The sequence below is a fragment of the Streptomyces sp. RFCAC02 genome, from assembly GCF_004193175.1.
Classification (GTDB): domain Bacteria; phylum Actinomycetota; class Actinomycetes; order Streptomycetales; family Streptomycetaceae; genus Streptomyces.
On record NZ_SAUH01000001.1, the window covers coordinates 5412005 to 5434087 of the forward strand.

The window sequence follows — 22083 nt, forward strand, 5'->3', positions numbered from 1 at the left end:
GTTCCCTCCTGGTGTCCTGAAAGCCTGCGTTGACGGGACGGGTCAGGCCGTACCGCTGACCGGGGCCGGGCTCGGGCTCCGACGGCGGCCCGCGTCGAGCTGCCGGTACACCTCCTCGGTCGCCGCGGCGACCGCCGCCCAGCGGAAGCGGGTGAGGACCCGCCGCCGCCCGGCCGCACCGCGCGCCGCCCGCTCCCGCGGGTCGGCGAGCAGCGCGCCGGCCGCCTCGGCCAGCGCCATCGGCTCGCCCGGCGGCACGAGCCGCCCGGTCGCCGGGTCGGCGACGGTGTCGCGCTGCCCGCCGACCGCGCTCGCGACCACCGGCACCCCGCACGCCATGGCCTCCAGCGGCACGATCCCGAACGGCTCGTAGTCCGCGGGGCACAGCACGAGATCGGCGCCGCGCAGCAGCACCGGCACCTCGTCGCGCGACACGCCGCCGGTGAACCGCACCCGGTCGCCCACGCCGTGCGCCCGCGCCACCGCGCGCAGCCGCCGCACCTCCGGGTCGCGGTCAAGCGCCGCCGGCGGCGGGCCGCCGGCGATGACCAGCTCCGTGTCGGGCAACCGGGCCAGGGCCGCGATCGACAGCTCGGCGCCCTTGCGCGGCACGAGACGCCCGATCTGCAGGACGCGGTGCCGGAACCGCCCGCGCGGCTCGGCCGGACCGACGGGCGTGAACCGTTCCGGATCCACGCCGCACGGCACCACGCTGATCCGGGACGCGGGAAGGCCCATCGCGGTCAGCTCCGCCACCTCGTCGCGGCAGGTCGCCACCGTCCGGTCGGCGCTCAGCCCGACGTACCGCTCCCAGGTGATCCGGTCGGCCGGGCTCGTGTCCGCGGCGCCCTGGTGTCGCCGCTTCACCGTGCCCAGCGCGTGGAACGTGTGCGCGAACGGGATGCCGAGGGACCCGGCGGCCTGCAGCGTCGCGACGCCCGACATCCAGAAGTGCGAGTGCGCCACGTCGGGCGGCGCCTGCGACCACTCCCGCTCAAGGAACGCGCCGAACTGCGCCATGAACGGCAGCAGCCCGTCCTTCGGGACCTGCTCCGGCGGCCCGGCCGGGACGTGCCGCACCGTCACACCGGGTCCCGTGCGCACCGTCAGCGGCAGGTCCGTGGAGTCGCGCCGGGTGTAGACCGTCACGTCGTGGCCGCGCCCGGCCAGTTCCGCGGCGAGCTGCGCGACGTGCACGTTCTGCCCGCCGGCGTCCTCCCCGCCGAGGGCCGCCAGCGGACTGGCGTGCTCGGAGACGAGGGCGATGCCGAGCCCGCCGGTGGCGCGCGGCCCCGGCGCCGGCCTCATCGTCGGCCTCATCAGCGGATCACCTCCTCCATCAGCAGGTCCCAGTCGTCCAGGAAGCGCTTCAGCCCGTAGCGCTCGAGCGCCGCGTGCCGCGCCGCGCGGCCCGCCTCGGCCGCCGCGTCCATGTCCCCGAGGAATCGGGCCGCCGCCCGCTGGAGCACCTCGGGGCGCGTGGAGAGGACACCGGCCTCGGGCGGCACGGCGTCCACCGCCTCCGTGGTGGCGAGCGCGACGACCGGCATGCCGAGGTGCATCGCCTCCACGAGCGAGAGACCGAGGGACGTCCAGCGCACCGGGTGCACGTACACCCGCCGCCGCGCGATCTCCTGGTGCAGCTTCGCCTGCGGCAGGTCGTACGAGCGGCAGCGCGCCCACGGCACGCCCAGCGCCTCGGCGAGTCCCTCCGTCCGCATGCCGAACACGTCGAGCGGCGCGGCCCCCGACAGGCCGGGCAGGAGGTCGGTCCCGGTCGTGCGGCCCCGGCGCAGCGGCTCGTTCACGACGACGGCGCAGCGCTCCAGCTCGCCGGTCCAGCGGTGCCCAGGGTCGACGACGCCGTGCTCGATGACGGTGGTGCGGGTGCGGCCCGCGTCCCAGAAGAGGCGGTTGAAGTGCGTGACGTGCACGAGCGTCAGGTCGTCGCGGTCGGCGAACGGGTGCCGCGTGTCGGGCACGTCGCCGTGCGGCGCGTTGTGCTCCAGGTAGACGGCCGGCACGTCGCGGCCCGGGCGCCGGCCGCCGAGCCAGCGCTCGGCGAGGTCGAGCTCGTGGGGCCGCTGCAGCACGACCAGGTCGACCGGCGCGTCCCGCAGCTCCTCGGGCGGGACCTCCCTGACCGACTCGGGCCAGGGGAACGTCCGCGCCCGCCCCAGCCCGTCCGGGCCCCGGTCCGGCAGCACCGGGACCAGGTAGGAGTGGGTGCCCTGGACGAACGCCGTCGTCCAGGATCCGTGCACGTGCCACAGGAGGATGTTCATGCCACCGCCTTCGGGCCGGCCGGGGCGTCGTGCCGGTGTCCGCCGCCCGTCAGCGCCGTGACGGCGGCCAGCACCTCCCGGTCCGTGATGGAGTCGAGACAGGGATGGCCCGCGACCGGGCACAGGCGCGCCCTGCTGTCGGCGCACGGGCTGTCCTGCCGGCCGAGCCGCAGGTGCGGGACGCGGTAGGGCAGCCACCGGTCCGGGCTCACGACCGGCGCGAACAGGCTGACGATGGGGGTGCCGACGGCCGCGGCCAGGTGGGCGGGTCCCGTGTTGCCGACGACGACGGCGCGTGCGCCCGCCAGTACGCCGGCCAGTTCCGGCAGGCCGGTGCGGCCGCCGAGGTCGAGCGCGTGCCGCCCGGCCACACGGGCCGTCAGCGACGCCTCGTCCGGCCCGCCGGTCACCACGACCCGGTGCCCGGCGTCCGCGAGGGCCGCCACCGCGCGCCGCGCGCGGTCCGGCGTCCAGGTGCGGGCGGGGACGGCCGCGCCGGGATGGACGACGAGGTAGGGGTCGGTCCCGGTCAGGTGCGTCATGTCGGGGCAGCCGCGGACCGCCAGCGCCCCGCCGTCGCCGGGCGGGAGCGCGAATCCGGCCGCCTCGGCGAGTTCCAGGGCGGCGGCGGCCTCGTGCCGGTACGGCGCGCGGCGGTGCCGCAGTTGCAGGAGCGAACCCGGGTAGTGCTCGCTGTCAGCCCCGATCCACGGCACGCCCGCCATCTTCAGCAGCAGCGCGATCGGCAGCGGGCTCTGGTGGTACGAGGCGAGCACCAGCGCGCGGTCGAAGCGGCCGGCGGCCAGCCGGTCCACCAGCGCCAGCAGGTCGGCGCGGTCCGGCTCGGCCGGGGAGAGGCCCACCCACGGGGCGTCGTACACGAGCAGGTCGTCCACGCCCGGCAGCAGCCGCCCGGCCGCCTCGCCGCGCGGGCCGCACAGCAGCGCGGTCGACGACGATCCGGCCGCGACGGCGCGGATCGCGGGGCCGGCGAGCAGGACGTCGCCGGCGCTGTCGAGCCGCACGACCAGCGTGCGGGGCGCCGCGCCGCCGTCGCGCGCGGTCGGTGTCCTGGCCTCGCTCACAGCCGGCACTCCTTCCGCCGTCCCGGGCCGTCCGCGGCCCGGCCGTCCCCGCCCTGGCCGGTGTCCGCGGACGGCGGTCCCCCGCCCGGCCGCAGCAGCAGCGCCACGGCGGCCGGCAGATCGGGTGCGACCAGGGCGGCGGCCGCGATCTCGGCCCGCCGCGTGACCGGCGTCGGCACCAGGACGCCGCGCGCCCCGGCGGCCCCGGCGGCCGCCATGTCGGCGCCGATGTCGCCGACGACCGCCGTACGCCCGGGCCGGACGCCGAGCCGCGCGCACGCCGCCACGACGAGACCGGGCGCCGGCTTGCGGCAGCCGCAGCCGTCGTCGGGGCCGTGCGGGCACACCGCCCACACCGCGAACGGCCCGAGCAGCTCCTCGACGCGCCGCCGCACCGCCTCGACGCCCGGCCGGCCGAACAGGCCGCGCGCCACGCCCGACTGGTTCGTCACGACGCCCAGCGCGACACCGCGCGCCCGCAGCGCGTCCAGCGCCTCGCGCGCGCCCGGGAGGGGCCGCACCAGCGCGGGATCGGCGTTGTACGGCACGTCCTCGACGAGCGTCCCGTCGCGGTCGAACAGCACCGCCTCGGGACACCACGCCGGCAGGGCATCCCGCCCGGACCGCGCGGGGGCCTCCCCGGTCGGTCGCTGCGGCAGGAGCCACGGTCGATCAGTCATGAACGAGTGAGTTGCCCGAATTCGCAGGATCAAACGGTTTTGGACGCACTCGGTAGCGAACGACCGCTCTGAGCCAATGTGCGGTGGCCACCGGCGGGATCAGGACACTCGTCACCGCCATCCGGCGTACCTCGTCCCGCGTCCTCGGCCCCGGCAGGATCCGCGCGGCGGCGAACTCCGCCGTGCCCGCGAGCCACACAGCGCCCCAGCCGAGCGCCGCCCACGGCCTGCGCCGGGCCGCCGACGCGGTGGCCAGCAGCCCCGCCGCCGTCACCGCGACATGCCGGGGCAGCCGCCCGCGCGGCGCGCCCGCGCGCGCCCACCAGCCGGGGCCGTGCAGCCGGTTCATGAGGACGTCGTCGGCGTTGCCCGCCTGCGTGCGCACCGACACCCAGTCGTCCGCCGGGCGCACCGGGTGCGTCGTGCGGCGCTCCCCGATGGTGAGGGACCAGCCCGCGTCGCGCACCCGCAGCGCCAGGTCGGCGTCCTCGCGGAACGCGCGGGGGAACCGTTCGTCGAAGCCCCCCACATCGGCCAGCGCCGCCCTGCGGTACGCCATGTCGGCGGTGATCCACTGCGCCGTCGCGAGCCCGGCCGTGGTGCGCTCCCAGTCCGTGGGGCGCCGGTCGGCGGGCAGCGGCACGGTGATCCGCGCCTGCACGCCGGCCGTGTCGGGCGCGGCGTGCGTCAGGTCGCGGACCAGCGCCGGCGCCCACCCCGGCCCCGGCACCACATCGTCGTCGAGGAACACCACCCACGGCGTGTCCGTGGCGCGCCAGCCCGTGTTCCGCGCCGCCGCCGGTCCCGCGCCGCGCCCCGGCACCACCTCGACGCGGTCGCGCAGCGCGTCCGGCACGACGGCGGGCAGCGGCGTCGGGTCGTGCGGCGGCCGGTCGTCCACCAGCACGATCCGCTCGGGTCTCGGCCCGGTGCCGGCGGCGAGGGTGGCGAGCAGCAGGTTGAGGCTCGGCCGGCCCACGGTCGGGACGACGACGGCGAATGCGGCGGACGCCGGTACGCTCACGGTTCTCTCTCCTCCTCCGGCTCAGCGCCGCGCGTACAGACCGGCGCGGCGCACGACGAACGGGCCGATCGCCAGCAGGTCGACCGGGGCCGACCCGAAGCACTCCAGCGCGTCCCTGGGGTCGTCCACCATGGGACGGCCCGCCGTGTTGAGGCTCGTGTTGACGACCACGGGCAGCCCGGTCAGCTCCTCGAAGCGCGTCAGCATCCGGGCCACCAGCGGCTCGCGGTCGGCCGACACGGTCTGGATGCGCGCGGTCCCGTCCACGTGCACGACCGCCGGGATGCGGTCGCGCCACTCGGGCCGCACGTCGTGCACGAACAGCATGTACGGGCTGGGCAGCGGCCCTTCGAACAGGTCGGCGGCCCGCTCGGCCAGCACCATCGGCGCGACCGGCCGGAACTGCTCGCGGCCCTTGATGTCGTTGAGCCGCTCCAGGTTCCCCGAACGGCCGGGGTGCGCCAGCAGCGACCGGTGCCCGAGGGCGCGCGGCCCGTACTCGGCGCGGCCCTGGAACCAGGCCACCACGGCGTTCTCCGCGAGCGCCCCCGCGACCTCGGCGGCCACGTCCTGCGGCCGTTCGAACGGGACGGCCGCCGTCTTCAGCCACGCCTCGAGCTCCGCGTCCGACCAGCCGCGCCCGAGGTCGGCGCCCTCCTGCGGCGCGACCGGCGCGGTGTCGGCCTCGGCCGCGTGCAGCAGCGCGCCGCCGAGCGCCGTTCCCGCGTCGCCGGCCGCCGGCTGGACCCACACGTGCCGGAACGGCCCCTCGCGGGCGATCCGGGAGTTCGCGACGCAGTTGAGCGCCACGCCGCCGGCCATCGCGAGGACGTCGTCGCCGGTGCGGCCGTGCAGCCAGCGCACCATGTCGAGGAGCGTCTCCTCAAGACATGCCTGCGCGCCGGCGGCGAGGTCGGCGTGCTCCTGCGTCCACGCCTGGCCGGGGCGCAGCCTCGGGCACAGCTCCGACCAGGGCACCCCATGGGCGCGGAACCCGCCGTCGCCCGTCGAGTGCACGTACTTCCGCAGCTCGGGCAGCATGCGCGGGGTGCCGTAGGACGCCATGGCCATGACCTTGTACTCGTCGCTGGAGCGGAGGAAGCCGAGGTGCTCCGTCAGCTCCTCGTACACGAGCCCGAGGGAGTCGGGGAGTTCCTGGCCGCGCAGTGGTTCGAGGCCGTCGCCGGTCCGGCGGGCCGCGAGGTGGGACGCGGACTCGCCGCGCCCGTCGAGGACGAGGACGGACGCCCGCTCCGCGTCCGGTGCCGCGTACACCGCTGACGCGGCGTGCGCCATGTGGTGCGGCACGAACCGCACCCGCGACGGGTCGAGCCCCGGGAGCGCGGTGGCGAGGAACGACGGCGCCTCGCGCGCGTAGGTGAGGCGCAGCCCGTCCCACGGGTCGTCGAGGCCCATCGCGTCCGCCGGCCGGGCGAGCGCGGGGTCGAAGGAGTACGTCACCGCGTCCAGGTCCTCCGGCCGCAGCCCCGCCTGGCCGAGGCACCACGCGGCGGCCTGCTCGGGCAGCTCCCAGGCGGCGAACGGTACCGGCCGCTTGCCGTGCTTGCGGCGGGAGAACCGTTCCTCCTCGGCGGCGGCGACGATCCTGCCGTCCACGACGAGGGCCGCCGCCGGGTCGTGGAAGAGGGCGTTGATACCGAGTACGCGCATGGTGGCCTCCGGAGCGGGCGGGGCGGGCGGTGGGGGGCGTGGGTCAGGCGGCCTTCGGGACGCCGTCGCGCCCGGCGGTGTCAGCGCGGGCCGGCGCGGCGGCGTCCGCCTCCTGCTCGCGGAACCAGGCGATGGTGCGCGCGAGCCCCTCGGCGGCGCGGACGCGCGGCTCCCAGCCGAGCCGTTCGCGGGCGAGCGCGATGTCCGGGCAGCGCACGGTCGGGTCGTCCTCGGGCCGCTCGATGTACCGGACGGTGGAGCGCGACCCGGCGAGCCGGATGACGGTCCTGGCGAGGTCGACCATGGTGATCTCGTCGGGGTTGCCGATGTTGACCGGGCCGCGCAGCCCGGCCGCTCCGGCCATCGCCAGCACACCGCGCACCGTGTCGTCCACATAGGTGAGGGAGCGCGTCTGCCGCCCGTCGCCGGCCACCGTCAGCGGCTCGCCGGCGAGGGCCTGGCGGATGAACGTCGGGACCGCCCGGCCGTCGTGCCCGCGCATCCGCGACCCGTAGGTGTTGAACAACCGCACGATGCCGGCGTCCGTGCCGTTCGCCTGCGCCTCGGCCATGGTCAGCGCCTCGCCGAACCGTTTCGCCTCGTCGTAGACGCTGCGCGGCCCGACCGGGTTCACATGGCCCCAGTACGTCTCCGGCTGCGGGTGCTCGCGCGGGTCGCCGTACACCTCGGAGGTGGATGCCAGCACGAACCTGGCGCCGTGCCGCCGCGCGAGCGCGAGGGCGTTGCGTGTGCCGAGGCTGCCGGTCTCCAGCGTGTGGACGGGCAGCCGCAGGTAGTCGGCGGGGGAGGCGGGAGACGCGAAGTGCAGCACCAGGTCGGCCTGCGGCGTCACGTCGAACGGCTCCCGCACGTCCGCCTCGACCATCGTGAACCCCGGGCGGCCTTCCAGGTGGGTCACGTTGCGGGGATCGGCCGTACTCAGGTCGTCCACGCACGTGACGGCCGTGCCGCGGTCGAGCAGTTCCGCGCACAGATGTGACCCGACGAAGCCGGCTCCGCCGGTGACGACCGCGTGCTGGTACCGCATGTGCTGCCACTCCCTCACTGCGACGTGCCGTGCGTCACCGTTCCTGGCTGTCCGTACTCGTTCCCGGACCGGCGACCCGCTCCAAGTACCCGTCGAAAAATGGGGCAAACGGTGTGTCGCGCTCACCCGTCCGGGTACCTGGAGGGTTCTCGGCCCGGCTCCGACGAGAAGGAGAAGCCATGCGCGTCGTGGTGGTGGGGGCGACCGGCAATGTCGGCAGCGCCCTGGTCCGCGCCCTCGCCGGGGAACCGGCCGTCACGTCCGTCCTCGGTCTCGCCCGCCGCATCCCCGACTGGCATGTCGCCAAGACCTCCTGGGCCTCGGTCGACCTGCGCGCCGGCGGGCGGGCCGAGGCGGACCTCACGCGGCACTTCCGCGACGCGGACGCCGTCGTGCACCTGGGCTGGCTGATCCAGCCCACCCGCGACCCGCTCATGACCTGGCAGGCGAACGCCCTCGGCAGCACCGCCGTCCTGAACGCGGTGGCCGCCGCCCGCGTGCCCGCGCTGCTGTACTCGTCGTCCATCGCCGCGTACTCGCCGGGCCCGAAGGACCGGGCCGTCGGCGAGGACTGGCCGACGCACGGCTGGCCGCAGGCCGCCTACAGCCACGAGAAGGCGTACGTGGAGCGGCTGCTCGACGTGTTCGAGTACGAGCACCCGTCGGTGCGCGTCGTCCGGATGCGGCCAGGCTTCATCTTCTCGCGGCACGCGGCGGCGGCGCAGCGGCGGCTCTTCATCGGCCCGCTGCTCTTCGGCCCGATGGTGCGTCCTGAGCTGAGCCCGGTCATGCCCGACGTACGCGGCCTGCGGTTCCAGGTCGTGCGCACGAGCGACGTGGCCGAGGCGTTCCGGCTCGGCGTCACCGAGCCCGTGCGCGGCGCGTTCAACCTGGCCGCCGACCCCGTCGTCGACGCGGAGCTGCTCGGCCGCCTGTTCGACGCCCGGCCGGTGCGGCTGCCGCGCCCCCTGCTGCGGGCCGCCCTGGCCACGGCCTGGCGCGCCCGCCTCACACCGGCGTCGCCGCAGCTCTTCGACGCGTTCATGCGGCTGCCGGTCATGGACTGCTCCCGCGCGGCCGACGTCCTCGGCTGGCGCCCCCGGTACAGCGCCGAGGACGCGCTGCTCGAACTCGTCGAGGCCCTGCGCGACGGCGCGGGCCACCGTACGCCGCCGCTGGTCCCGAGGCTCCCCGCGGGCGGGCGGCTGCGGGAGCTGGCCACCGGCGTGGGCCGCCGACCCTGACACCCCGCCATCCGGCACCTACCCCAGGAAAGGGATGACTCCACCCCATGAGCCAGACAGTCGCCGACCACCTCCTCGCCCGGCTCCGTGAGTGGGACGTCGAGGTGGTGTTCGGTTACCCGGGCGACGGCATCAACGGACTCCTCGCCGCCTGGGGAAGGGCCGACGACCGGCCCCGGTTCGTCCAGGCGCGGCACGAGGAGATGGCCGCGTTCCAGGCGGTCGGGTACGCCAAGTTCACCGACCGCGTCGGCGTCTGCGCCGCGACCTCGGGACCCGGCGCGATCCACCTCCTGAACGGCCTGTACGACGCGAAGCTCGACCACGTGCCGGTGGTGGCCGTCGTCGGGCAGACCAACCGCAGCGCGATGGGCGGCTCCTACCAGCAGGAGGTCGACCTCCACGCGCTCTTCAAGGACGTGGCGTGCTTCCTGGAGACGGTCAACGTCCCCGAGCAGTTGCCGAACGTCCTCGACCGCGCGATGCGCACCGCACGCGCGCGCCGCGCCCCCGCCGTCCTCGTCGTCCCCGCCGACGTGCAGCTCCTGTCCTACGAGGCGCCGGGGCACGAGTTCAAGATGGTGCCGTCCAGCCTCGGCCTCCAGGAGTGGAGCACCGTCCCCGACGAGGACGCGCTGCGGCGGGCGGCCGAGGTGGTCAACGCGGGCGAGAAGGTCGCGATCCTCGTCGGCCAGGGCGCGGCGGGCGCCCGCGCCGAGGTGGAACGGCTCGCGGAACTCACCGGCGGCGGCGTCGCGAAGGCCCTCCTCGGCAAGGACGTGCTGCCCGACACGCTGCCGTACGTCACCGGGAGCATCGGGCTCCTCGGGACGCGCCCGAGCTACGAGCTGATGCGTGACTGCGACACGCTGATCGCCATCGGGACGAGCTTCCCCTACACCCAGTTCCTCCCGGAGTTCGGACAGGCGCGGGCCGTCCAGATCGACGTGGACCCGGGGATGATCGGTATGCGCTACCCGTTCGAGGTCAACCTCGTCGGGGACGCGGGCGCCGCGCTGCGCGGCCTGCTGCCGCTCATCGAGGAGAAGCAGGGCGCGGCCGAGCGGCACGAGAAGATCGGCAAGTCCGTCCTGCGGTGGTGGGAGGTCCTGGCCCGCGAGGCCGAGCTGGTGTCCGCCGACCCGATCAACCCCCAGTACGTCGCGCACACCCTCGACCCGCTGCTGCCGGACGACACGATCCTCGCCGTCGACTCGGCGTCCGTCACCAACTGGTACGCGCGCCACATCACGATGCGGGGCACGATGCGCGGCTCGGTGTCGGGGACGCTCGCCACGATGGGCTGCGCCGTGCCGTACGCGATCGGTGCCAAGTTCGCGCACCCGGACCGGCCCGTCGTGGCGCTGGTGGGCGACGGCGCGATGCAGATGAACGGCATGGCCGAGCTGATCACCGCGGCCCGCTACCACGAGCGCTGGCAGGACCCGCGGCTCGTCGTCGGCGTGTGGAACAACCGCGACCTGAACCAGGTCACCTGGGAGATGCGGGCCATGTCGGGCGCGCCGCAGTTCCAGCCGTCGCAGGAGCTTCCCGACGTGTCGGTGGCGGCGTTCGCCCGCTCCATCGGCCTGCACGGGGTGCGGGTGGAGAAGCCCGAGGACGTGACGGAGGCGTGGCGCGAGGCCCTGGCGGCGGACCGCCCCGCGGTCGTCGAGTTCCTGACCGACCCGTCGGTGCCGCCGATCCCGCCGTCCGCGACGTGGGAGCAGATGGAGTCCACGGCGAAGGCGCTGCTGAAGGGCGACCCGGAACGCGGCGCGATCATCGCGCGCGGCGTGAAGACGAAGCTCCAGGAGTACCTGGCGGGCGGGGAACCGAAGTTCACCCACGACCGCTGACGGCCGTGGCGAGGCGGCTGAGGGTACGGGCGGCCGGCTCCTCGCGGGCCCGGCGGTGACCCGTACCCGCCCACAAGTGGATCACGGCGGTGTCGCCCGCGGCGGTGGCCGCCCTGCGCAGCGGGCCGGTGAGGTGGTGGAGAGCGGGATAGCCGAGCGGAGCGAGCGCCCCGTAGGTGTCGGTGAAGCGGTTGCGCAGGGCACGGGCGGGGCGGCCGGTGAAGGCCCGGGTCAGCGTGGTCTCCGTGAACGCCGGGTCGGCGACGGCCGCCTTGTGGGGTGCCGACGCGCCGCTCTCGTGGGTGCGCAACAGGACGGTGCCGACCATGGCGGCGCGGGCTCCGGCACGGAGCGCGGCCGCCGTGTCCTGCGGGGTGGCGATGCCGCCGGCGGCGATCACGGGCAGCGGGACGGCGCGTCGTACGTCGGCGACCAGGTCGGGCAGGGGCACCGGCGCCTGCGGCCGGCCGGGGGTGAGGGTGGCGGAGTGGCCGCCGGCCGCCGCGGCCTGGACGATCAGCAGGTCCGCCCCGGTCTCCGCGGCGGCGAGCGCCTCGCCGGGGCCGGTGACGCTCTGGGCGACGAGGCTGCCCGCGTCCTGGAGCGCCCGGACGGTGTCCGCGCCGGGGAGACCGAACGTGAAGGAGACGACGGGCACGGGGTCCGCCAGCAGGAGGCCGAGCTTGTCCGTCCAGGCGTCGTCCCCGTCCTCGGGCGGGTCGGCGGGCAGGGCCACGCCGTGACGCTCCGCCTCGGGCCGTAGCGCGCGGGCGTAGGAGCGGTAGGCGTCCGGTGCGACGGGGACGGGGTTCGGGGCGAAGAGGTTGACGCCGAACGGCACGCCGCTCGCGCGGACCGCGGCGATCCGGGCGGCGAGGTCCGCGGCGGTCAGGTACCCGCCGGCGAGGAACCCGAGCCCTCCGGCGTCGGCCGCGGCCCGGACGAGGGCCGGGGTGGTGGGGCCGCCGGCCATCGGGGCGGCCCACACGGGCAGATCGGTGTCGAGGACGGACAGGTCACCGGGCATGGCACGGCTCCGGGCGGTCGGGCGGCGTGACGCGGCAAGGATATGCAGCGGCCGGCCGCTGCACATCCGGCAGGCCTCCCGACGCTACAGCGGAAAGCGCTCCGCTATCGTGGAGCGCATGAGTGGCGCCGGTACGTTCTCCAGCGGTCTGTCCATGGCCGGGCTGGGGGCCAGGATCCGGGGCGAGCGACGCGCCCGGAGCATCAGTCTTGAGCGGCTCGCCGAGCTGAGCGGCGTGAGCCGGAGCATGGTGTCCGAGGTGGAACGCGGCACGAAGACGCCGAGCGTCCTGGTGCTCGACCGCCTGGCGACCGCCCTGGGCACCTCGATCGCCCGGCTCCTGGACGAACCGGCGCGCCCCGGCGTGGTCGTCCTGGCCGGGGACCGGCAGCGGGTGGTACGGGACCCCGCCGGATGGGAGCGGCGGATCCTCTCCCCGGTCCTGCCCGGCGTCGAGTTCGAGTTCATGCGCACCACCCTCGGACCGGGCGTGGACGCCGGAGAGTTCTCCCCGCACGCGCCCGGGTCGCACGAGTACGTGGCGGTGGAACAGGGGTGCCTGCGCCTGACCGTCGAGGGTGTCGCCCACCGGCTCCGGGACGGGGACGCGGCCTGTTTCCCCGGCGACCGCCGGCATGCCTTCGCCAATGAATCCGCCGACCCGTGCGTCTACTACCTGGCCATGACGCTCGCCCCGGCGGTCGATTCCCCGCTCCATCGCACGCCGGGAGGGCACGATGCGTGACCTGAGAACAGCGGCCCGTTCGGCCGCGGACCTCGCCGCCGAACACCTGACGGGCGTGGCCGGCGGGCCGGTGCGGCGCCCGGTGTCCGAGGCGGACCGCGCGTGGCTCACCCGCCAGCCACTGCCCCGCGACGGCCGCCCGCTTGCGGACCTGCTGGACGAGGTGCGCGACCGGATGCTGCCCTACCCCATGGGCAACGGACACCCCCGGTTCTTCGGCTGGGTCAACTCCCCGCCGTCCCCCGCCGGCGTCCTGGTGGCCCCCCTGGCCGCGGCCATGAACCCGAGCTGCGCCGGCGGGGACCACGCGGGCGTCCTGCTGGAGCGCACCGCCGTACGGTGGCTCGCGGAACTGGTGGGGTTCCCCCACCGCCCCGGAGCCGGCCTGCTGACCAGCGGGGCCTCCATGGCCACCGTCACGGCCCTGGCCACGGCCCGCCAGCGGGCGTTCCGCGACCAGGGCCACGACGTGCGCGAGACCGGCCTGTACGGGCACCGCCCGATGGCCCTCTACGCGTCCGCCGAGGCGCACAGCTGCCTGCGCAAGGCCGCGGAACTCCTCGGCCTCGGCACCCGGTACCTCCGCACCGTCCCGGTCGACCCGTCCTGCCGCATGGACACCGGCGGACTGCGCCGGCTGATCGAGGCCGACCGGCGGGCCGGGATACGCCCGTTCCTCGTCGCCGCCAGCGCGGGCACGGTCAACACCGGGGCGGTCGACCCCCTGGACGACATCGCCGGGATCGCCCGCGAGCACGGACTGTGGTTCCACATCGACGGCGCCTACGGCGCGCTCGGTGTCCTCGCCGACGACGCCGCCCCCGCGTACGCCGGGATGGAGCGCGCCGACTCGCTGGCCCTCGACCCGCACAAGTGGCTCGGCGTCCCCGTCGACGCGGGCTGCGTCCTCTTCCGCGAACCGGCGGGACCGCGCGACGCCTTCAGCCTGGTCCCCCCGTACCTGCGCGACGAGGACGCCGGGGAGCTGGGCTGGTTCTCCGAGTACGGCCCCGAACAGACCCGCCCGTTCCGTGCGCTGCGCGTGTGGGCCACGATCGCCCACCTCGGCCGGGCCGGCATCGTCCGCCTGGTACGGCACACCACCGGGCTGGCGCGGACGCTGGCCGGGATGATCGAGGATGCCGACGACTTCGAGCTGCTCGCCCCGGTGGTCACGTCCATCACCGCCTTCCGCCACCGCCCCCCGGGCCTCGGCGCGGAGGGCGCGGAAGCGCTCAACGAGGCGCTACCGGCCGCCGTGCAGCGCCGCGGGCACGCGTTCCTCACCGGCACGCGGATCTCGGGCGCCGCCGCGCTGCGCGCCTGCGTACTCCACCCGGAGACCACGCCGGAGGACCTCCCCGTCCTGCTCGACGAGATCCGGGCCGCGGCGCGGGAGATCACCTCATGAGTCCGCGCTGCCTGGTCGTCGACCTCGGCGGCGTGCTGTTCCGCTTCGACCACGCCCATCGCCTGCGGCGCCTGGCCGACGTCCTCGCGCGCCCTGCGGACCGCGTCGACGCGCTGCTGTGGCGATCCGGGTTCGGCGCCGACTGCGACACGGGGACGTACCCGGACACGGCGGAGATCCGGGACCGCGTCCGGGACGTCACCGGGTTCACCGGCGCGGACGACGACCTCGACGCCGCCTGGTGCAGCGCCTTCCGGCCCGACCGAGCCGTCCTGGATACCCTCGAACGCCACCGCGGCTCCCGGACTCTCGCGCTGCTCACCAACAACGGCCCCCTGGAGCAGGAGGTGCTGCTCCGGCTGTACCCCACGATGTTCGACCGTTTCGACCACCTGCTGTTCAGCCACCGCCTCGGCCACCGGAAACCCGCCCCGGCCGCCTTCGGCGCGGCCGGGAAACACCTCGGCGCCCGTCCCGGCGAGATCCTGTTCATCGACGACAGCGCCGCCAACACCGACGCGGCGCGCGCCGCCGGCTGGACCGCCCTCCGTTTCCGCAGCGCGGAGACCCTCGACCGGGACCTGCGCTCCCGCCTGCGGTGACGTCACGCGCGACGGCGGACCCCGTCCGCCCGCCCCCGGCCGTTTGGCCGTGGGCGGGCCGGGAACTCCGGGGGCGTGCGGGTGCCGCCGTGGGACGACGGGAGGTGAGGCGGTGGACAGCCGGGTGAGTGTCGTCATCGCCACGCGTGACCGGCGTGACCAGCTCCTGCGCACGCTGCGGCGGCTCGGCGCGCTGCCCGAGCGGCCGCCCGTCATCGTCGTGGACAACGGCTCCCGCGACGGCACGCCCGACGCCGTAGCGGCCGCCTTCCCCGGCGTCCGGCTCGTCCGGCTGGGGCGCAACCACGGCGCGTGCGCCCGCAACACCGGGGTGCGCCTCGCCCGTACGCCGTACGTGGCGTTCAGCGACGACGACTCCTGGTGGGAGGCGGGCGCCCTCCGGGAGGCCGGCGGCACCTTCGACCGCTTCCCCGGCCTCGGGCTGCTCGTCGCCCGCGTCCTCATCGGCGACGGCGCGGACCACGTGTCCCGCAAGATGGCCGCCGCACCCCTCGGCCGGCCGCCGGAGCTGCCGGGACCCGCCGTCCTCGGCTTCCCCGCCTGCGCCGCCGTCGTGCGGCGCGACGCCTTCATCGCCGCCGGCGGCTTCGACGACCTGCTGTTCTTCGGCGGCGAGGAGAGCCTCCTCGCCCTCGACCTGGCCGCCGCCGGCTGGGGCACCGCCTACGTGCCCGCCGTGACCGCCCGGCACGCCCCGGACGGGCACCGGCCCCTCGCCCCCGCGCGCTGGGCACTGCACCGGCGCAACGACCTCCTGGTCCGCTGGATGCGCCTGCCCCTCGCGGACGCCGCCCGCCGCACCGGAGGGCTCGCCGCCCAGGCCACGCACAACCGTGCCGCCGCCCGGGCGCTCGCCGGCCTGCTGCGCCGCCTCCCCGAGGCCGTACGCCGCCGCAGGCCCGTCCCGCCCCGGCTGGTGCGGCAGCTCCGGGTCCTCGGCGAACTCGGCGGCTGACCGGCCCGCGCCGCGTCAGAGGTGGGAGAGCGTGAAGGACACCAGGAAGCCGCACACCGTGATCAACCCGATCGCCAGTTGGGCGTCCTCGAAGGCCTCGGGGATCATCGTGTCGGCGACCATGGCGAGGATCGCGCCCGCCGCCACCGCCGTGACGGCCGCCACCACCGCGTCGGGCGCGCCGCCCACGACCGCGCAGCCGAGGACGGCGGCCACCGTCCCCGCGGCCGCGATGGCGCCCCACACGCCGAAGACGTAGCCGGGCCGCCGGCCAGCGCGGCGCATGCCGGCGGAGCTGGACAGCCCCTCGGGCACATTGCTGATGAACACGGCGGCCACCGTCACGAGGCTCACCGCGCCGCCGTCCGCGAGACCCACCCCGATCACCGCCGACTCGGGCACCCCGTCCAGCAGCGCCCCGAGGGCCAGGGCGAGGCCCGACCCCTCGTGCTCGCGCTCCGACGGCTGCTGCCCGCCCGACCGCTTGCGGTGCCGCGCGCCGCGGCGGGCGAGCCACACGTTCCCGCCGGTGTAGGCGAGGGCGCCGCAGACCGTACCGACGGCGGCCGGCACGAGACCGCCCTGGTCGTACGCCTCGCCCACCAGCTCGAACGAGACCGCCGACAGCAGCACGCCGGCGCCGAACGCCATCACCGCCGCCACGACCCGGCGCGGCACCCGCACCGTGTAGCCCACGGCCGCGCCGACGAGCAGGGCCGCTCCGGCCACGAACCCCCACAGTCCGGACTCGAACACCGGGCTCACGGGTACGCCCCGGCGTCCTCCGCCAGCACAGCACGCATCGTCCCGCTCCTTCCGCCGCCCGTACGACCGACGTCTACCCGGTGTCCCAGTCGTAGCACGCGACTCGGACATCACGGGCCGTCAGCGCGGCCGGGCGGCGGCGGACCGCCGGGCGGGCGTCAGGCGTCGGTGGACGTGAACCGCGTGTGGGCCAGCACCAGCGCGCCGACCGAGATGACGGCGAGTACGGCCAGGTACGGCCAGCCGGTCGCCGTCTGGTCGTCGCCCATCGGGGTGCGGAACATCTGCGCGAGCCCGTTGACGAGCGACACGTCGATCAGCGTCTGGCGCAGGTCCTGCAGGCTCTCGCCGAACATGAACAGGCTCACCACCAGCGGCAGCAGCACGACCCCGAACATCGTCGTGATCGCGCCGGCCGAGTGCCGCAGCATCGTCCCGACGGCGAGCCCCAGCACACCGAGCAGCGACACGAACAGCGCCGCGCCCACCGTCGCGCCCATCCAGTGCCCGCCGGTCGCGACGATCTCGCCGTTCTCGACGGACGACTCCATGAGTTCGTCCACGCCCCACTCGGGGACGGTCTGTCCGCCGAGCATCGAACTCTGCACCAGCGCCGTGAGGACGCACGTGACGAGCGTCAGGACGAACGACAGCCGAAGAAGACCACGGTCTTCGCGAGCAGCACGCGGCCCCGGTTCGGGCAGGCGGTCAGGGTCGTGCGGATCATCCCGGTGCTGTACTCGGAGGTGATGACGAGCACGCCCAGCGGGATCACGCACAACTGCCCGAAGATCAGGCCGAACAGGCCGCCGGACAGCAGCGGCATCCCCACGTAGTCGTCACCGCTCTGCGTGGCCGCGTACAGCAGGCCGATGCCGAAGGTCAGGATGAACAGCAGGGCGAGCGTCCACACAGTGGAGCGCACGGTGCGGATCTTCGTCCACTCCGACCGCACGGCGTCGCCGAAACCCGCCGTGTGCTGAGGCAGCGGCGACCCGTAGCCGGGCGCCATCTGCTGCGGCGGCACGTGCGGACCGGCCTGCGGGGGGTACGGCGCGCCCGGCGCGGGAGAGGGGGCGTACGGCTGCGACGCGGGCATCGGGGGAGGCGTGCTCATCGGACATCCTGGGTGTTCGGAACGGCGGGCGTGGGGGCGTACGGGGCGGCCGGGGCGCCGTGCGGGGACGGCGGCGCGTACGGTCCCTGCGGCGGGGCGCCGTGGGGCGGCTGCTGCGCCGGCGGACCCTGGGGTCCGGCGCCCGCCGCCATCCGGTAGTCGACCGCACCCTGCGTCATCCGCATGTACGCCTCCTCCAGCGACGCGTGGTGCGGCGACAGCTCCCACAGCCGCGCCTCCGCGTCGTGCGCGAGGTCGCTGATCCTCGGCAGCGGCAGCCCGGTCACGCGCAGCGCCCCGTCCTGCTCGGCGACGATCTGCGCGCCGGCCGCCCGCAGCGCCCCGGTGAGGGCCTCGCGCTCCCGGTCGAGACCGTCGGCGACCCGCACCCGGGCGAAGTCCGAGGCGTTGTGCGCGATGAACTCGCGCACCGGCTGGTCCGCCATGAGCTGCCCGCGCCCGATGACGATCAGGTGGTCCGCCGTCTGCGCCATCTCGCTCATCAGGTGGCTGGAGACGAACACCGTCCGACCCTGCGCCGCGAGCCCCCGCATCAGGCCGCGGACCCACAGGATGCCCTCCGGGTCGAGGCCGTTCACCGGCTCGTCGAACAGCAGCACCGGCGGGTCGCCGAGCAGCGCGGCGGCGATGCCGAGGCGCTGGCCCATGCCGAGCGAGAAGCCCTTCGACCGCTTGTCCGCCACGCTCTGCAGCCCGACCATGGCCAGGACCTCGTCCACCCGGCGGTCCGGTATGCCGGCGAGCCGGGCGAGGCACGTCAGGTGCGCGCGGGCGCTGCGTCCGCCGTGCTTCGCGTTGGCGTCCAGCAGGGCCCCGACGGTGCGCGGCGCGTTCGGCAGCGAGCGGAACGGGTGGCCTGCGACCGTCACACTGCCCGCGGTCGGCCGGTCCAGGCCGAGGATCATCCGCATGGTGGTGGACTTCCCCGCGCCGTTCGGGCCGAGGAACCCGGTCACCTTGCCGGGCTGGAGCCGGAACGACAGGTTGTACACGGCCGTCTTCGAGCCGTAGCTCTTGGTCAGGCCGACCGCTTCGATCATGTCCATACTCCGTGCAACCGGGAACGCGCGAAAACACCGACTCTAGGAGTCGCCGGGGTCGGCCGGATCGCTGTTTCGTCCCAGGCGTGTAACCGCTGGTCGCGCCGGGTGTCTCAGGCCGGGCCGACGGCCAGGCGCAGCCCGAAGTGGTCGATCGTCGGCGGCACCGGCGCGTCCGCGCGCGGAGCGCCGGGGGAGAGGACGGCGTACGCGCGGTCGGCGATGAGCGCGGCGAGCCAGGCGGTGGCGGTCAGCAGGACGACGTTCTCGCCCGGGCACACGCCGGGGCCGCCGCTGAACGGGACCAGGGCGGGGTCGCGTTCCGCCCGGCCGTCCAGCCAGATCTCCGGCACGAACGCGTCGCCGTAGGGTCCGGCAGGGCGGGCGCGGTGGAAGTACGGCGTGAAGGCCGCGAACGCCGTCCCGGCCGGCACGACGGTGCCGTGCCACACCGTGTCCCCGGTGCTCTCGCGCAGCAGCAGGGGAGTCGTGGGCCACAGGCGTACGGCCTCCTCCACGCACGCCCGGAGGTACGGCAGCGGCCGTGGCGACGCCGGGTCGCCGTCGGCGGCCTCGGCGCGCGCCCGTTCGGCGGCTTCCGGGTGCCCGGCCAGCAGGGCCAGCGTCCGCAGCGTCGCGGCCCCCGCGGCGTCGAACGCGAACAGCCAGTGCGGCACCTGGCCCGCGGCCTCCGTGTCCGACGCTCCGGCCTCCGCGGCCGCTTCGGGGAGCCGTCCGGCCAGTGTGTCGGGGCCGGCCGCCGCGACGGCGGGGGCGAGCCGGTCGAGGAAGGCGGCACGGGCGCTGTGACGCCTCGGCATCAGGAACGACCAGTTCCCCGCCGATCTGAGCCGTGCCAGCCGGTCCGTGAGGAGGTCGTCGCCGGCCGCCCCGTCGCCGAGCACGACGCGCCGCACGGACCGCCACCAGCCGACGGCGAACCCGTCCCAGGTGAGGCACCCGTCCGCCGCGCGCAGGACACCGGCCGCCTCGTCCGCGACCCGTGCGGTGACGGCCGGCGCGAGATCGTGCAGCGGGCGCCGCCACTGCAGCGCCCGCTCGTTGACCTCCCGACGCGCGGCACGGCGCGGCCCTCGCGTGATCAGCGAGCCGTGCGGCTGGAAGCGGTCGAGCGCGCGCCGCTTCTCCCACGCCGCGGGCGTGAACGGGTCGGGCGTCTCCGCCAGCATCCGCGCCAGGTCGTCCGGTTCGAGCACGACGGCGACGTCGCGCCCGGCGGGTGTGAGACGCAGCGGCCCCGGACCGTACCGCTCGCGCAGGCGGCACAGCTCGTCGATCGCCCCCCGGTCCGCGCGGGCGCGCTGCGCGAGGGCCATCGGCAGCGGGCGGCGCCGGATCACGCCCTCGGCGAGCGCGGGCAGCAGCAGCCGCGCGACCAGGCGCGTCTGGTCGGCCGCCCGCACCCGGGGCAGGGTGCCGACGGGCGTGGGGCCGGTGGACGGGAGGGCGAAGGAGTGCGGAGTCACGGGCGTCCGCTTCCCCGCGGCCGTCCGGTCATGCCGCCGCGCGGCGGCCGGCGGGCCGTGCGCCGCGCTCCGTGCCGGGCGCGGCGCCGGTCTCCGCCTCGGCCTCCCCGGGGCCCTCGACCTGTTCCCTGATCCGTTCGCAGGCGCGGGCCAGCAGCCGGGACACGTGCATCTGCGAGATGCCGAGCCGCCGGGCGATGCGGCTCTGCGTCATGCCGTGGAAGAACCGCAGGTAGAGGATCTCCCGCTCGCGCTCGGGGAGTTCCCGCAGCGGGGAGCGGACGGACTCGCGGTCCACCACGCGGTCGAAGCCGGGCTCGGGCTCGCCGAGGGTGTCCATGAGGGAGTAGTCGCCGTCGGACCCCGGCAGCTCGGCGTTCAGCGACAGGGTGCTGTAGCTCTCCAGCGCTTCGAGGCCGGTGCGGACCTCGTCCTCCGTCAGGCCGGAGTGCTCGGCGATCTGCTCGACGCTCGGGCCGCGCTCGTCGATGCGGTAGGTGAGCTGGCGGGCGGCGGCGCGCACGCGGTTGCGCAGCTCCTGCGTGCGGCGCGGGACGTGCAGCCCCCACATGTGGTCGCGGAAGTGGCGCTTGACCTCGCCCACGATGGTCGGCACGGCGTAGCTCTCGAACGGCCGCCCCCTGCTGGGGTCGTACCGGTGGACGGCCTTCACGAGCCCGAGCGCCGCGACCTGCTCCAGGTCTTCAAGGGCCTCCCCCCGGTCACGGAACGTCCGGGCCAGCCGGTCGGCCATGGGGATCCAGGCGCAGACCACCTCGCGCAGCAGTTGGTCCCGTTCGGGACACGGCGGGAGTTCGGCGATGCGTTCGAACTGCCGCCGGGTGTCGGGGGCGTCGTCGTGCGGGTGGCGTCCCCTGCGCCGGGCGCGGGGCTGCGCCGGCCCGGATCCGGGGGACGCCGACGGTGACCCGGAGGGGGCGGTCCGGCGTCGCCGGGGGACGGCGGGACGGGAGTGTTCATCTGTTCTCCCAGGTGAGGGGGCGCGCGTTCGGCTCGGTGCTCGCCACGGGAGTCGGGACTGCGTTCCCCTCAGTCTGCCGGTGATTCGCGAATCACACATCTCGGGAATGTCGGGAATGTCGTTCCGCAGGTTTTCCCGGGCCGCGCCTGGTTACCCGCCAGCCGCGACCCAGCAGCCACGTCCATGGGAGATGACCGTCATGGCCCAGACCGTTGCCGACCTGATGACCCGCGAGCCCGCCACCATCGGCGCGGAGGAGTCCGTCGCGGACGCGGCGCGGCTGATGAAGCACCGCGACACCGGCGACGTCGCGATCACCGACGGGGGGCGCCTCGTCGGCGTCGTCACCGACCGGGACATAGCCGTCCGGGTCGTCGCGGACGACCGCGGCGGCGACACACCGGTACGGGACGCCGCCAGCACCCGCGACCTCGTCACCGTCGCACCCGACAGCGGACTGTCCGACGCCGCCCGCCTCATGCGGGAGCGCTCCGTGCGCAGGCTGCCCGTCGTCAGCGACGGCGAACTCGTCGGCATGCTGGCCCTCGGCGACCTCGCGATCGAGCTGGACTCCGACTCGGGGCTCGCCGCCATCGCCGCCGCCGAGCCGAACCGCTGAGGGGGCGTCATGACGTACGGAGAGTTCCTCAGCAAGGTCCGAGAGAGCGGCGACTACCCCGACGAGGAGGCCGCCACCGTCGTCGAGGCGGTGGTGCGCACCCTCGGCGAACGGCTGCCGGCCCACTCGTCCCAGCACCTCGCCGACCAGCTCCCCGACCCGGTCGCCGACATCCTGGAAGGCGCGGGCGACGGCGGCACCACGTGGGGCGTGAGCGAGTTCATCACGCAGGTGGCCACCTACGCCGGCGAGGACGAGGAGACGGCGGAGACCGACACCCGCAACGTCTTCTCCGCCATCACCGAACGCGTCAGCGGCGGCGAGATGAACAAACTGCTCAGCCAGCTCCCCTCCGGCTACGCCGATCTCTTCGGCTACGCGGAACTGGCCTGACG

General features: G+C 75.5%; 21 protein-coding genes and 1 pseudogene. 8 read left to right on the plus strand and 14 right to left on the minus strand.

Annotated elements, in window-relative coordinates; genetic code table 11:
* Positions 1–42: 42 nt before the first annotated feature.
* Genes EMA09_RS25065 through EMA09_RS25095 form a run of 7 tightly spaced genes read right to left on the minus strand, consistent with a single transcriptional unit; the run spans position 43 to position 7793 of the window.
* On the minus strand, positions 43–1320 hold the full coding sequence (locus EMA09_RS25065; protein ID WP_129843233.1) for a glycosyltransferase: 1278 nt from the start codon (positions 1318–1320) through the stop codon (positions 43–45).
* Positions 1320–2285 (minus strand): glycosyltransferase, encoded by a 966-nt coding sequence (locus EMA09_RS25070; protein WP_129843234.1) that lies wholly within the window; start codon positions 2283–2285, stop codon positions 1320–1322. The genes EMA09_RS25065 and EMA09_RS25070 overlap by 1 nt, the downstream gene beginning before the upstream one ends.
* Entirely contained in the window at positions 2282–3370 is a 1089-nt protein-coding gene (locus EMA09_RS25075; RefSeq protein ID WP_129843235.1) for a glycosyltransferase family 9 protein, read from the minus strand. Before EMA09_RS25075 ends, EMA09_RS25070 begins: the two co-directional genes overlap by 4 nt.
* Entirely contained in the window at positions 3367–4050 is a 684-nt protein-coding gene (locus EMA09_RS25080) for an HAD-IIIA family hydrolase (RefSeq protein ID WP_129843236.1), read from the minus strand. The genes EMA09_RS25075 and EMA09_RS25080 overlap by 4 nt, the downstream gene beginning before the upstream one ends.
* Positions 4043–5074, minus strand: a complete 1032-nt coding sequence (locus EMA09_RS25085) for a glycosyltransferase (protein WP_129843237.1) — start codon at positions 5072–5074, stop codon at positions 4043–4045. Before EMA09_RS25085 ends, EMA09_RS25080 begins: the two co-directional genes overlap by 8 nt.
* A 21-nt stretch (positions 5075–5095) precedes the next feature.
* Entirely contained in the window at positions 5096–6745 is a 1650-nt protein-coding gene (locus EMA09_RS25090; protein ID WP_129843238.1) for a carbamoyltransferase C-terminal domain-containing protein, read from the minus strand.
* Between the two features lie 43 nt (positions 6746–6788).
* Positions 6789–7793, minus strand: coding sequence for an NAD-dependent epimerase/dehydratase family protein (locus EMA09_RS25095; RefSeq protein WP_129843239.1), 1005 nt, complete (start codon positions 7791–7793; stop codon positions 6789–6791).
* Between the two features lie 179 nt (positions 7794–7972).
* Between EMA09_RS25095 and EMA09_RS25100 the strand changes: the two genes are divergently transcribed.
* Both EMA09_RS25100 and EMA09_RS25105 read left to right on the plus strand, forming a co-directional pair.
* The gene (locus EMA09_RS25100; RefSeq protein ID WP_129843240.1) at positions 7973–9037 is read left to right on the plus strand and encodes an NAD-dependent epimerase/dehydratase family protein; all 1065 of its coding nucleotides are present in this window, start codon (positions 7973–7975) and stop codon (positions 9035–9037) included.
* A gap of 47 nt (positions 9038–9084) precedes the next feature.
* A complete protein-coding gene (locus EMA09_RS25105; protein ID WP_129843241.1) occupies positions 9085–10896 on the plus strand; it encodes a thiamine pyrophosphate-requiring protein in 1812 nt (603 codons plus the stop codon).
* Here the strand turns inward: EMA09_RS25105 and EMA09_RS25110 are convergent.
* Positions 10880–11923 (minus strand): nitronate monooxygenase, encoded by a 1044-nt coding sequence (locus EMA09_RS25110; protein ID WP_129843242.1) that lies wholly within the window; start codon positions 11921–11923, stop codon positions 10880–10882. The two genes, EMA09_RS25105 and EMA09_RS25110, sit on opposite strands and share 17 nt — an antisense overlap.
* Positions 11924–12041: 118 nt before the next feature.
* Between EMA09_RS25110 and EMA09_RS25115 the strand changes: the two genes are divergently transcribed.
* The 4 genes from EMA09_RS25115 to EMA09_RS25130 all read left to right on the plus strand — a co-directional run bounded on the left by EMA09_RS25115 (position 12042) and on the right by EMA09_RS25130 (position 15657).
* Positions 12042–12668 (plus strand): XRE family transcriptional regulator, encoded by a 627-nt coding sequence (locus EMA09_RS25115; RefSeq protein ID WP_129843243.1) that lies wholly within the window; start codon positions 12042–12044, stop codon positions 12666–12668.
* Positions 12661–14079, plus strand: a complete 1419-nt coding sequence (locus tag EMA09_RS25120; protein WP_129843244.1) for a pyridoxal-dependent decarboxylase — start codon at positions 12661–12663, stop codon at positions 14077–14079. Before EMA09_RS25115 ends, EMA09_RS25120 begins: the two co-directional genes overlap by 8 nt.
* Entirely contained in the window at positions 14076–14681 is a 606-nt protein-coding gene (locus EMA09_RS25125; protein ID WP_129843245.1) for an HAD-IA family hydrolase, read from the plus strand. The genes EMA09_RS25120 and EMA09_RS25125 overlap by 4 nt, the downstream gene beginning before the upstream one ends.
* A 112-nt stretch (positions 14682–14793) precedes the next feature.
* The gene (locus EMA09_RS25130; protein ID WP_129843246.1) at positions 14794–15657 is read left to right on the plus strand and encodes a glycosyltransferase; all 864 of its coding nucleotides are present in this window, start codon (positions 14794–14796) and stop codon (positions 15655–15657) included.
* Positions 15658–15672: 15 nt separating this feature from the next.
* Here the strand turns inward: EMA09_RS25130 and EMA09_RS25135 are convergent, their stop codons facing one another.
* The 6 genes and pseudogenes from EMA09_RS25135 to EMA09_RS25155 form a co-directional block, all read right to left on the minus strand.
* The gene (locus tag EMA09_RS25135; protein ID WP_129843247.1) at positions 15673–16422 is read right to left on the minus strand and encodes a ZIP family zinc transporter; all 750 of its coding nucleotides are present in this window, start codon (positions 16420–16422) and stop codon (positions 15673–15675) included.
* 158 nt (positions 16423–16580) lie between these two features.
* Complete coding sequence (locus EMA09_RS29510) at positions 16581–17018, minus strand: hypothetical protein (RefSeq protein ID WP_346655855.1); 438 nt, start codon at positions 17016–17018, stop codon at positions 16581–16583.
* 41 nt (positions 17019–17059) lie between these two features.
* Entirely contained in the window at positions 17060–17539 is a 480-nt protein-coding gene (locus EMA09_RS29515; RefSeq protein WP_346655856.1) for a hypothetical protein, read from the minus strand.
* Positions 17536–18600: an ATP-binding cassette domain-containing protein gene (locus EMA09_RS28720; protein ID WP_129843248.1), complete on the minus strand. Its 1065-nt coding sequence runs from the start codon at positions 18598–18600 to the stop codon at positions 17536–17538. The genes EMA09_RS29515 and EMA09_RS28720 overlap by 4 nt, the downstream gene beginning before the upstream one ends.
* 113 nt (positions 18601–18713) lie before the next feature.
* Positions 18714–20087, minus strand: a complete 1374-nt coding sequence (locus EMA09_RS25150; RefSeq protein WP_206305999.1) for a cytochrome P450 — start codon at positions 20085–20087, stop codon at positions 18714–18716.
* Positions 20088–20115: 28 nt separating this feature from the next.
* Positions 20116–20958: pseudogene (locus EMA09_RS25155) on the minus strand (SigB/SigF/SigG family RNA polymerase sigma factor); the annotation flags it as partial.
* 310 nt (positions 20959–21268) lie between these two features.
* On the opposite strand from EMA09_RS25155, the gene EMA09_RS25160 reads away from it, so the two are divergent.
* Together EMA09_RS25160 and EMA09_RS25165 are read left to right on the plus strand one after the other, a co-directional pair.
* Positions 21269–21688, plus strand: coding sequence for a CBS domain-containing protein (locus EMA09_RS25160; RefSeq protein WP_129843250.1), 420 nt, complete (start codon positions 21269–21271; stop codon positions 21686–21688).
* A gap of 9 nt (positions 21689–21697) precedes the next feature.
* The gene (locus EMA09_RS25165) at positions 21698–22081 is read left to right on the plus strand and encodes a DUF2267 domain-containing protein (protein ID WP_129843251.1); all 384 of its coding nucleotides are present in this window, start codon (positions 21698–21700) and stop codon (positions 22079–22081) included.
* The last annotated feature ends 2 nt before the right edge of the window (positions 22082–22083 follow it).

What these genes read in the sequence shown, in the direction of transcription:
- EMA09_RS25065 (WP_129843233.1), bottom strand. Translation starts at nt 1,320, where the DNA reads ATGAGGCCGACGATGAGGCCGGCGCCGGGGCCGCGCGCCACCGGCGGG.
- EMA09_RS25165 (WP_129843251.1), top strand. Translation starts at nt 21,698, where the DNA reads ATGACGTACGGAGAGTTCCTCAGCAAGGTCCGAGAGAGCGGCGACTAC.
- EMA09_RS25125 (WP_129843245.1), top strand. Translation starts at nt 14,076, where the DNA reads ATGAGTCCGCGCTGCCTGGTCGTCGACCTCGGCGGCGTGCTGTTCCGC.
- EMA09_RS25080 (WP_129843236.1), bottom strand. Translation starts at nt 4,050, where the DNA reads ATGACTGATCGACCGTGGCTCCTGCCGCAGCGACCGACCGGGGAGGCC.
- EMA09_RS25115 (WP_129843243.1), top strand. Translation starts at nt 12,042, where the DNA reads ATGAGTGGCGCCGGTACGTTCTCCAGCGGTCTGTCCATGGCCGGGCTG.
- EMA09_RS25110 (WP_129843242.1), bottom strand. Translation starts at nt 11,923, where the DNA reads ATGCCCGGTGACCTGTCCGTCCTCGACACCGATCTGCCCGTGTGGGCC.
- EMA09_RS25070 (WP_129843234.1), bottom strand. Translation starts at nt 2,285, where the DNA reads ATGAACATCCTCCTGTGGCACGTGCACGGATCCTGGACGACGGCGTTC.
- EMA09_RS29515 (WP_346655856.1), bottom strand. Translation starts at nt 17,539, where the DNA reads ATGAGCACGCCTCCCCCGATGCCCGCGTCGCAGCCGTACGCCCCCTCT.
- EMA09_RS25120 (WP_129843244.1), top strand. Translation starts at nt 12,661, where the DNA reads ATGCGTGACCTGAGAACAGCGGCCCGTTCGGCCGCGGACCTCGCCGCC.
- EMA09_RS25090 (WP_129843238.1), bottom strand. Translation starts at nt 6,745, where the DNA reads ATGCGCGTACTCGGTATCAACGCCCTCTTCCACGACCCGGCGGCGGCC.
- EMA09_RS25105 (WP_129843241.1), top strand. Translation starts at nt 9,085, where the DNA reads ATGAGCCAGACAGTCGCCGACCACCTCCTCGCCCGGCTCCGTGAGTGG.
- EMA09_RS25100 (WP_129843240.1), top strand. Translation starts at nt 7,973, where the DNA reads ATGCGCGTCGTGGTGGTGGGGGCGACCGGCAATGTCGGCAGCGCCCTG.
- EMA09_RS25160 (WP_129843250.1), top strand. Translation starts at nt 21,269, where the DNA reads ATGGCCCAGACCGTTGCCGACCTGATGACCCGCGAGCCCGCCACCATC.
- EMA09_RS29510 (WP_346655855.1), bottom strand. Translation starts at nt 17,018, where the DNA reads ATGCTCGGCGGACAGACCGTCCCCGAGTGGGGCGTGGACGAACTCATG.
- EMA09_RS28720 (WP_129843248.1), bottom strand. Translation starts at nt 18,600, where the DNA reads ATGATCGAAGCGGTCGGCCTGACCAAGAGCTACGGCTCGAAGACGGCC.
- EMA09_RS25095 (WP_129843239.1), bottom strand. Translation starts at nt 7,793, where the DNA reads ATGCGGTACCAGCACGCGGTCGTCACCGGCGGAGCCGGCTTCGTCGGG.